9 protein-coding genes are annotated in these 10,084 nt (G+C 65.6%); 4 read left to right on the top strand and 5 right to left on the bottom strand.

Annotated elements, in window-relative coordinates; genetic code table 11:
* The 3 genes from EOD07_RS10760 to EOD07_RS10750 all read left to right on the top strand — a co-directional run.
* The coding region (locus EOD07_RS10760) for a HAMP domain-containing sensor histidine kinase (protein ID WP_164772166.1) at positions 1-1,190 on the top strand (1,190 nt) is incomplete at its 5' end.
* Complete coding sequence (locus EOD07_RS10755; RefSeq protein ID WP_127235422.1) at positions 1,165-1,953, top strand: peptidoglycan-binding protein; 789 nt, start codon at positions 1,165-1,167, stop codon at positions 1,951-1,953. The genes EOD07_RS10760 and EOD07_RS10755, both read left to right, overlap by 26 nt.
* A gap of 73 nt (positions 1,954-2,026) precedes the next feature.
* A complete protein-coding gene (locus tag EOD07_RS10750; RefSeq protein ID WP_041005403.1) occupies positions 2,027-2,374 on the top strand; it encodes a DUF1491 family protein in 348 nt (115 codons plus the stop codon).
* 5 nt (positions 2,375-2,379) lie between these two features.
* Here EOD07_RS10750 and EOD07_RS10745 read toward each other — a convergent pair whose 3' ends face one another.
* From EOD07_RS10745 to EOD07_RS10720, 5 genes are all read right to left on the bottom strand, one after another.
* Positions 2,380-3,387, bottom strand: a complete 1,008-nt coding sequence (locus tag EOD07_RS10745) for a DUF2336 domain-containing protein (protein ID WP_164772165.1) — start codon at positions 3,385-3,387, stop codon at positions 2,380-2,382.
* Positions 3,388-3,786: 399 nt separating this feature from the next.
* A complete protein-coding gene (locus EOD07_RS10735) occupies positions 3,787-4,335 on the bottom strand; it encodes a DUF1254 domain-containing protein (protein WP_127235419.1) in 549 nt (182 codons plus the stop codon).
* Positions 4,328-4,912 (bottom strand): DUF1214 domain-containing protein, encoded by a 585-nt coding sequence (locus EOD07_RS10730; RefSeq protein ID WP_040991344.1) that lies wholly within the window; start codon positions 4,910-4,912, stop codon positions 4,328-4,330. Before EOD07_RS10730 ends, EOD07_RS10735 begins: the two co-directional genes overlap by 8 nt.
* A gap of 185 nt (positions 4,913-5,097) precedes the next feature.
* Positions 5,098-7,254 (bottom strand): penicillin-binding protein 1A, encoded by a 2,157-nt coding sequence (locus tag EOD07_RS10725; protein ID WP_040991348.1) that lies wholly within the window; start codon positions 7,252-7,254, stop codon positions 5,098-5,100.
* 167 nt (positions 7,255-7,421) lie between these two features.
* The gene (locus tag EOD07_RS10720) at positions 7,422-8,060 is read right to left on the bottom strand and encodes a TetR/AcrR family transcriptional regulator (RefSeq protein WP_052468339.1); all 639 of its coding nucleotides are present in this window, start codon (positions 8,058-8,060) and stop codon (positions 7,422-7,424) included.
* 110 nt (positions 8,061-8,170) lie between these two features.
* Here EOD07_RS10720 and EOD07_RS10715 point away from each other — a divergent pair.
* A partial coding sequence (locus EOD07_RS10715) for an FAD-dependent oxidoreductase (RefSeq protein WP_164772164.1) occupies positions 8,171-10,084 on the top strand: 1,914 nt, incomplete at its 3' end.

The raw sequence follows: 10,084 nt of genomic DNA, 5'->3' as shown, positions 1-10,084 counted from the left end.
GCCTTGAGGACGTCATCGACGCCGTCGTCCTGCGCGTTGGGCGCCAGGGCGACGTGCTCGACGCGTCCGCCAAGGCGCGTTCGATCCTCAAATTGGCGCCGGAGCTCCTGCTCGGCACCGGCCTTTTCGACCGCGTCCATCTTTCCGACCGCGTCGCCTATCTCACCGCCTTGGCCGACATGCGCGAGGGCGCGCCGAAGCGCCGGCTTGATCTGCGCATCCGCTTGCCGCGCGAGGGTTCGAGCGCGTCCGACAATTTCCGCCCGTTCAGCCTCGAGCTGCTGCGGGGCGAGGCCGACCGCGATGTCTTCACCCTGGTCCTGCGTGAAAACGACGATGTCGCGGCACTTTGCGAGGAGCTTGCGGAAGCAAGGGAGGCGGCCGCGACCGCCGAAGTGGCCAAGGGCCGCTTCCTTGCGGTGGTCAGCCACGAGCTGCGCACGCCGCTCAACGCCATCATCGGCTTCTCCGACATGCTGCTGCATGAGATGTTCGGCGCCTTCAAGGATCCGCGCCAGAAGGAATATGTCGGCCTCATCAGGGAGTCCGGCCAGCATCTTCTGTCCGTCGTCACCTCGATCCTCGACGTATCGCGCATCGAGGCGGGCGCCTATGCGACCGAGCTGGAGCCGTTCCGCTTCGTCGAGGCGGTCGACATGTGCCGCTCGATGATGCGGCCGCTGGCCGACGCCAAGGGCATAGTTCTCGCCACGCAGATCGCGCCGGATGCGGGCGAGATCAATGCCGACCGCCGCGCCGTGCAGCAGATCCTGATCAATCTCGCTTCGAACGCCGTCAAGTTCACGCCCGATGGCGGCTCAGTGGTGATCGGCGCCAAGCGCGTCGGCTCGCGCCTGCATTTCTGGGTGAGCGATACCGGCATCGGCATCGCCGAGGAGGATATGGCCAATCTCGGCAAGCCGTTCATGCAGATCCAGAACGACTACACGCGCCGCTTCGAGGGAACCGGGCTCGGCCTGTCGCTGGTCAAGGGTCTGGTGGCGCTGCACGACGGCACGATGTCGATCGAGAGCGCGCCGGGTGAGGGCACCACGGTGACGATCGGCCTGCCGGTGAACGGGCCGAAGCGGCATACCGGTGCGCCTTCCGGCGTGCTGGCCATGCCGGCGGCGAAGCCGAAGGGGGATAGAGATGGGGAGAGGAATGGCTCGCTCCGCAAAACGGCCTAAGGTCGTCGAACCCGAACGCGGCGTCCTTGCCGAAGGCGCGGTCGCGGTCGGTCAGCTGATCGCAAGCAATCCGGTCCTCGTCGGCGGTTCGACCGCCTTCCTGGTGACGCTGTTCTATGTCTCGGCCAATGCGCTCTGGTACCAGCCTTTTCCGCATACCGGCGCCTTCTTTGCCACCCGCAGCATCGAGAATTTCCCGCACACCGTCTCCAACGAGCCGGAAACCACCATCAACATCGTGCGCCAGGCACCGGCGCAGCCCGTGGCCAAGCCGGACCCGGTCGTCCAGCAGGTGCAGGGCATTCTGAAGGACCTCAATTTCTATGACGGCACGGTCGATGGCCTTACGGGTCCGGCGACCCGGAAGGCCATCCAGGCCTATCAGCTGAAGGTCGGGCTGCCGGGGTCGGGCGAGATCGACGGGGCGCTGCTCGACCAGCTTGGCGCCCGCCAGACGACGGCGGCCATTCCCCACCCGGCGCCGCGGCCGGCCGATGCCGCCGCCGTTCCGGCCGCCAAACCGCCGGTGATCCCGGTTTCCGCGCCGGCCGACGGCGCCACGCAATCGCCCGACGTCCGCATCGTCAAGATCCAGGCCGGCCTCAAGGCCTTCGGCAACAACGACATGCAGCTCGACGGCAAGGTCGGCGCCCGCACCAAGGCCGCGATCAAGGAATTCCAGGCCCTCTTCGGCCTACCCGAGACCGGCGAGCCGGACGAGGCCGTCTATGTCAAGATGCGCGAGATCGGCCTGACCAACTGAGCGACCGCATCCGATCGTTTCGGTTCCTTCACCGCTGCTGTAAGGAACCGCGCATGCCATCCGGAAACCCCCCATGCGCGTAACCACTGATCTCTGGGTTTCGGCCCTTGTCCGCCGCGTCTTCGGCGCCGGCGGTTTTGCCGCTATCGTCAAGCGCGGCGCGACCGAGGCGGGCGCCGTCTTCGTGCTGTCGCGCGGACGTCTGGGGGAGGTGGCCCTCTACGGGCCGGCGCCGCAGACGAGCTACGATTCGGCCAAGCCCGACGAGCGCTTCTTCACCCTGCTTGATTCAAGCGACGACAGCTCGGCGTTCGATGCCCGGCTGGAGCGGGAGAAGAAATTCGATCCGGACATCTGGGTGGTCGAGATCGAGGCGGGAGCCGTTCCGGTCGAAGAGCTTCTTTCCGTGAAGGCGGAATAACCGCGTCAGGAGGCCTTGAGGCCGGCGCCCGCCTCGTCGCTGTTCGAGGCTTCGCGGCTCTCGATGCTCACCGCGTCGGGAGCATTGCCGCGGATCGCCCGCGAAAGGGTCTCCGCCTTCCAGGCGCGTACCTTGTCGAGCGCCGCCTCGCGGTGCATCAGCCGGTAGCGGTCGAGGAAGAGGCGGATCGCCTGCGGGTGCGGGAACTCGCCGGGATAGACCGCGACCGCGATCAGGAAGGCCCTGTCTTCGCTGAGGTCGAGGGCGCGCAGCGCTGCAAGCAATGCGCCATAGCTCGATTGCCCGGTCACCGAGCGGGCCGTCGCGAAGTCGATCCCCAGCGCATCGGCAAGGGCGGTCTGGAAGAAGGCAGCGTTGCCGGTCAACGCCGTCTCGCGCAGCTTCACATAGGCCGGCTGGCCGAGGAATGTGTTGACGTCGGCAGCGTCACCGGTCGGGCGCATCATCGACCGCAGGCGGCGCCGCGCATTCTCCGCGGCTTCGCCGGAGGCGGGACGGTCGGAGTCGGTCTTGCCCGCGGGCTCCGGTTTCGGCGTGAGCTTCGTGACCGTCTCCGGCGGCCGCGTCTTGACCAGCGTCGGTCTTTCCAGCGCGCGGATGAGGTCGGCGATCGTCGGGTTGAGCTCCTTGCGGCGCGCGATGGCGCGCGCGTGCGGCAGCCCGTGCCGGCCGATCAGCGCGATGAGATCGATGTCGCTCAGCGCATTGGAGCGGGTGAGCAAGGGAGCTGCGATTTCGACCGGCTCCTCGGCCAAACGCCGCACCAGGGCTGTCGGCGCGTAGTCGCATTCGGAAAGGGCGGCGGCGACGTAGCGGCGTGACTCGACCGAGACCTCGTCGAACAGCGGCAGCGTCAGATCCTCGAGCTGCGCGATCTCGCGGCGCGAGGGACGGGTCAGCGAGCAGAAGGCCGACACGGCGGCGCGGAACAGCCTTTCGGCCTTTCCCGCTTCGGTCCGGATAGCGATTTGCCTGAAATCCGAAGATGACACGGAGGATACGCCCGACACTCGACACAATCCCGAACTTGCGCAATCCGGCCGGGCCGGGTCCGCATCTTCAGGAAAAACAAACATCAAATTAGCGGCGATCCGTTAGCGCTCCGTTAACCCTCTACGTCCCTTAATCAACTTTGGAGGCGTTGCGTTGTGCTCCGGTCAAACCGAGAGGAATGCGCGAACCATGGGCATGGTCCTGTCTTTTGTGCCGCGTGCGGCACCTGTAAATCGAGCAAGTCACGACACGACGACGGCGGCGGCGGTCATTATCTTCCCCGGCGTCCGCTATGAATTGCGTCCGCAGGCCGATGAGGCCCGGACGGGCGACAGCGGCTCCGACAGGCCGGGCTCCCCGCCACCTGCCAAGCCGCATCACTGATCGGCCCGCCTTTCTCAGTAGTCCTGCAATTCGCAGGCGCTCTGCTCGAGGAAGCGCGACACGATCGGCTTCCAGCTCTCGTCCGGCACGAAGGCGCGGACGACGAAGATGCCTTCCTCGATCGGCGCTTCGACGAAGATCGCGCCCTGCAGATCCTCCGGAAGGTCGCGCCGCACGTCGATCATCTGCGCCGGCGTCAGCACCACGGCATCGAGCTTCTCGCCATTGGCGTTGTGATCGTTGAAGGAATAGATGTTGTGGCCGCTGCGGTCGTAGACCGAGGCCGACCAGAACGGCACATCGCCCGGTGCCCTGATCCTGACCAGCCCGTCCGTGAGGTCGAACCGGCAGGCGGCGGCATAAAACAGCGGATCGACCGACTTCACCACCGGCGCGCCGCCGGCCTCGGCGTCGAGCCGCGTCATCTTGTAGAGGTCGGATGCCATCGCCAGTCGCGACCAGGCATCGCGTTCGGAAAATTCCGGCACCAGGAACAGCACCACGATGTGCACGATGCCGGCGCCGAGCAGGCCAAGGATCAGGGCGTGCAGCAGCTTACGCATTGCAGCCCGCCTTCAGGATGCGCGGCAGCGTGACGTCCGAGAGACCGGTGCTCGAGGCGATCGGCGTGTCGTAGAAGGTCAGCACGAAATACATCTTGCCGGAGCCGCCGGTCAGCAGCCAATTGCCGGGTGCCGGTCGGCTGCCGACGGAAATGACGACGGAATTGTCGGGCCGGCGCAGCATGTCGTAGGATTGCAGCGCCGATTGCCTCGGCTTCCCGGTGTCGATCACGCCAAGCGACTGGTCGGCGGCGTAGAGCGTCCAGAAGCGAGCGGTGGGATAGCCGCCTTCGATCGTGTAGGTGCATTCGCGTTTCAGAGGCTCGCCCGCATCGTCGCGCTCGGCGACGAAGGCAAGCCCCTCGGCCTGGCCGAGCGCCAGCACACCCTCGCGTGCCACACGCGCCTTGGAGTAGGGGTCGGCGGCTAGAGTCCCGACTTCGGGGAAAGCGGTCCATTGGCCGATGCGGATCGCGCCGACGCCGTCCTGCGCATTGAGCGCATACCAGACGCTGTAGCCGCCGAGCCCGATGGCAATGGCAAGCGAAAGCAGCGTCAGGATGGCGTTCTTGAGCATGAGAGCCGCAAACAGAGGAGATTGCCCGGGATATCGCGGCGCGGGGTGCCGTGGCAAGCCGGCTTCACGCCAGCGCCGCCCTAAAGCGCATCGCAATCTTTCAGATTCGCTCCCTGCACTTTGGGTTTTTGATTTTACGCATGTCGTCATCCCGAAACCGGTTCCAACTTTCGGGAGACATGCTTTTAAAGCGCCGAAAGCGTCTCCGGCAAAGCGGGGGCGCTGAGCACGGGCGCGGCCTGGAAAGCCTTGGTCATGTCCCGCAGCGTCTGGCTGGTGCGGCTGGACAGCACCGGCGGGCGTTCGGCCTCGGCCTGCGCCGCCGCGGCGTCGGCTTCCTTCTTCGCCGCTTCCTCGGCCTTGGCTGCGACCTCCGGATCGACCCAAGGATGATCGATGCCCGGGATCGGCTTCAGGTCGATGTTCTGATGCGCATAGACCATCAGCCGCTGCCAGACCATCGCCGGCAGCGTGCCGCCGGTCATCTTGTTGGTCGGCGTGAAGTCGTCATTGCCGAGCCAGACGGCGGCCGTGTAATTGCCGGTGAAGCCGACGAACCAGGCGTCGCGATAGGATTGGGTGGTGCCTGTCTTGCCGGCGACGACGATGTTGGGCAACTGGGCGCGCCGCGCCGTGCCGATCGCCGGCACCGCCGCCAGCATCGTGTTCATGTATTTCAGCGCCTTTTCCGACAGCACGCGGTGCGGCGGCGGCGCATCCTTGGCCCAGTCATAGACCACCTCGCCGGTGCGGGTGACGAGCTGGGTGATGCCATGGCGGGAGCCGACGAAACCGTTCTGGGCAAAGACGCTGTAGCCGGTCGCCTGGTCCATCACGGTCATGCCGGACGTGCCGAGCACCATGGTCTTGTGCGATTCCAGTGGCGATTCGACGCCCATCGATTCGGCCATCGCCTTGATCGGGGGGATGCCCAGGTAGTCCTTGGCCAGCCGCACCGGCACGGTGTTGATCGACTTGGCGATCGCCGTGAGCAGCGTGACATTGCCGGCCGAGCCGCCATTGTAGTTATGCGGCGACCAGCCGCCCCAGGTGATCGCGCCGCCCGAAACGACCGAATCCGGTGTGAAGCCATGCTCCATCGCGGTGGCATAGACATAGGGCTTGAACGACGAGCCGGTCTGGCGCAGCGCCTTGGTCGCGCGGTTGAACTGGCTGGTGCCATAGTCGCGGCCGCCGACGATGGCGCGAACCGCGCCATTGGTCTCGATCACCACCACCGCGCCTTCGGTGACGTTGTATTCCTTGCCGAACTGCCGCAGATGGAACTCGACCGACTCTTCCGCGGCCTTCTGGATATTGGCATCGAAAGTGGTGTGGGCGACCAGCGAGTGCTGGCCGGGCTTGGCGATCTTCTTCACCTCGTCGAAGGCCCAGTCGAGGAAATAATCCGGGCTCTTCTGCTCGCCGCGGTCGACGACGTCGGCCGGATGCAGCCGCGCCTGCAGCACCTGGCCCTCGGTCATGAAGCCGGCGTCGACCAGGTTGGACAGCACCACATTGGCGCGTGCGCGCGCCGCCGGCAGGTTGATGTGCGGGGCGTATTTGGTCGGCGCCTTGAACAGGCCGGCCAGCATCGCCGCCTCGGCGAGGCTCAGGTCCTTGACGCTCTTGCCGAAATAGAAGTCCGCCGCCGCCTCGATGCCGAACGTGCCGCCGCCCATATAGGCGCGGTCGAGATAGAGCTGCAGGATCTCCTTCTTGGAGAGATTGGCCTCGAGCCACAGCGACAGGAAGGCTTCCTTGATCTTGCGCTCCAAGGTGCGCTCGTTGGACAGGAAGAGATTCTTGGCGAGCTGTTGGGTGATGCTGGAGCCGCCCTGGACCACCGAATTGGCGCGCATATTCTCGAAGAGCGCGCGCGACAGGCCGAGCACATCGATGCCGTAATGGTCGAAGAAGCGCCGGTCCTCGGTCGCCAGCACCGCCTTGATGACGATGTCCGGCATCTCGTCGACCGGCACGGAATCGCGCTGGATGATGCCGCGCTGGCCGATCTCGTTGCCGTAGCGGTCCAGGAAGGTGACGGCGAAGTCGCCCTGGTTGCGCCAATCGCCGGCGGTGATGTCGAAGGCCGGCATGGCGAGCGCCAACAGCACCACGAACCCGCCGGCGCCCATGGTGAAACCCTCGCTCAGCACCTCGATGATGGCGCGGCGCCAGCCATGCACCCGGAAACGACGGGAAAAGATGGTCGCCGCTTCCCAGAATTCGCGCGCTTTGAAGCTGATCTCATAGAGCGAGGAATCGAGCCACGCGTCGACGGCAAGAGCCGCCGAGGCGATCCGGCCTCTTCTCTTGCGTGGTTTCGAAGGACTTGCCATTCCAGACTTCCGCCCCAACGCGCTTTCGCCCGAAAACAGCATGCGGGCAGTTTCAGGGTGGCGCCCCTGTCGAAACTATTCGACCATTTTATCACCGCCCACAAGGGCAGCGAAGCCACAGCACAAGCTTTGTTGATTGGAAGTACGCCGTTAGCGGCCGATCGGTATCAGCGCGCCGCGATGAAGCGCATGAAATGCGCCACATCCGCCTCGGTCGGCTCCAGCCCGGTGAAGGAGCGCAGATAGGCGGCGAGATGGCTGACGCGCGCCTCTACCGGTTCCTTGAGGTCGAGCACGTAATAGCCGATCTGCATGTAATAGAGCACGCGGGCGCGGATGAAGGCGTCCTCGCTCTCATAGCCGTGCCGACGGTACATGTCGCGTATGGCAAGCAGGCGCTCCTCGTCGGCCTTGTCGATCATGCGCCGCACGTCGTCCGAGCGCCTTGCCCATTCGCGCACGGCGAAGTCGAGCCGCGGATCGAACAGGCGCTCGTCAGCCCAGCATTCGAACACGTTCATCACACCCATGATGATGGTATCGGCCGGCCGGCGGGCCCGCTCGACGATCGCCGTGGTGTTGGTCTCGTGCCAATGCTTGAGCAACTGGTCGAGCAGGTCCTGCCGGCTCTCGAAATACCAGTAGAAGCTCGATCGCGAGACGCCGAGCTTCTGTCCCAGCGTCAGCACGCGCACGCTCTCGATGCCGTCGGAAATCAGCGTCTGCAGCGCGAGGTTGATCCAGTCCGCGCGGGTCACCTTGATATTGCCGGGCGGCGGCTCGTCCCGGGGAGCAGTCATGATCATGACCGAACAAGTGGCACGGCGCGCGGCGGCGCGCAAGCTCTGGACAGAAGTGTCTAGACACATATGTACAGGAGATGTATCGTGAAGCCTCCAACGAGAGGGAGAGGCTCGTGAAGTCGCATTACCGGGCAGTGGTCATCGGGGGAGGCGTGGTCGGCGCCTCCGTGCTCTATCACCTGACGCGTTTTGGCTGGAGCGATGTGGCGCTCATCGAGCGCGCCGAACTGACGGCGGGCTCGACCTGGCATGCGGCGGCCGGGTTCCACGCGCTCAACGCCGATCCCAATGTCGCGGCGCTGCAGGATTACACGATCAAGCTCTATCGCGAGATCGAAGCCGAGTCCGGCCAGAATGCCGGCCTGCACATGACCGGCGGCGTCAACATGGCGAGCGACCCGCAGCGCTGGGAGTGGCTGAAATCGGCCTGGGCGGTGTTCCAGTCGGTCGGCATCGAGACGGCCCGGCTGGTCACGCCGGAGGAAATCAAGGAGATTTGCCCGATCGTCGACGTGAATGGTGTGCTGGGCGGCCTTTATGATTCCAACGAGGGCCATCTCGATCCTTATGGCACAACGCACGCCTATGCCGGCGCCGCCAGGAAGCGCGGCGCCGACGTCATCCTGCGCAACCGCGTCGTCGAGCTGAAGCAACGCGCCGATGGCGGCTGGGACGTCGTCACCGAAAAGGGCACGATCGTCGCCGAGCACGTCGTCAATGCCGGTGGTCTCTGGGCCAAGCAGGTCGGGCTGATGGCAGGCGTCGACCTGCCGGTGACGCCGATGGAACATCATTACTTCGTCACCGAGGACATTCCGGAGGTGGCGGCGCTAGGCAAGGAACTCGGCCTGGCCGTCGATCTCGACGGCTTCTCCTATCTTCGCCAGGAGCGGAAGGGCGTGTTGCTCGGCGTTTACGAGCAGAACCCGAAACACTGGAACATGGACGGTGCGCCTTGGGACTACGGCATCGAGTTGATCCCGGAGGATATCGATCGCATCAGTCCCGAGCTTGCCAAGGCCTATGAGCGCTTTCCCTGCCTGGCCAAGGCCGGCATCCGCAAATGGGTCAACGGCGCCTTCACCTTCACGCCGGACGGCAATCCGCTGGTCGGTCCCGTCAGGGGGCTCAGCAACTACTGGGTCGCCTGCGGCGTCATGGCCGGCTTCAGCCAGGGCGGCGGCGTCGGCAAGTCGCTGGCCGAATGGATGATCCACGGCGAGCCGGAAGCCGACATCTTCGGCATGGACATCGCCCGCTACGGCGCTTTCGCCGCCAACCGGGAGTATCTGCGGCAAACCACGGGCCAGTTCTATGCCCGCCGCTTCGTCATGACCTTCCCCAACGAACGCCTGCCTGCCGGCCGGCCGTTGAAGCGCCCAGGCGCGTATGAGGGCATGAACGCCGCCGGCGCCGAATGGACGGCGTCGTGGGGGCTGGAGATCCCGGCCTATTTCGCGCCGATGGGGTTCCGCGAGGAGACGACGCTGAAGCGCTCCAACGCCTTCGACATCGTCGGCGACGAGGTGCTGCAGGTTCGCCGCGCCGCCGGCCTCGTCGATACGACGGCCTTCTCGCGCTACGCCGTATCCGGTCCCGGCGCTGCGGCCTGGCTCGACCGGCTGCTTGCCTGCCGTCTGCCGAAGCCCAGCCGCGCGAAGCTGGCGCCGATGCTCGGGGCCGACGGGAGGCTGAAGGGCGACCTCACCGTGCTCAACTGGGGCGGCGGCGAGTACTGGATCATGGGCTCCTACTATCTGCGCGAATTCCACATGCGCTGGTTCGAGGCGCATATCGCCGAAGGCGTCTCCGTCACCGACATCTCGGATGCCATGTCCGGTTTCCTCGTCACCGGTCCGAACGCACGCCGGATCGTCGAACGCACCACACATCAGGACGTCTCGGCGGCAGCCTTGCCGTTCATGGCTTGCGGCGTGCTCGACATCGGCATGCTGCGCGCCCGGGTGGCACGGCTGTCGATTGCCGGCGAGCTCGGCTTCGAGATCAATTGCCCGGCCACCCTGCAT

The sequence above is a fragment of the Mesorhizobium sp. M2C.T.Ca.TU.002.02.1.1 genome (assembly GCF_003997225.1).
Note: the sequence above shows the minus strand (reverse complement) of the source record. Positions and strands in the feature narration are given on the sequence as shown.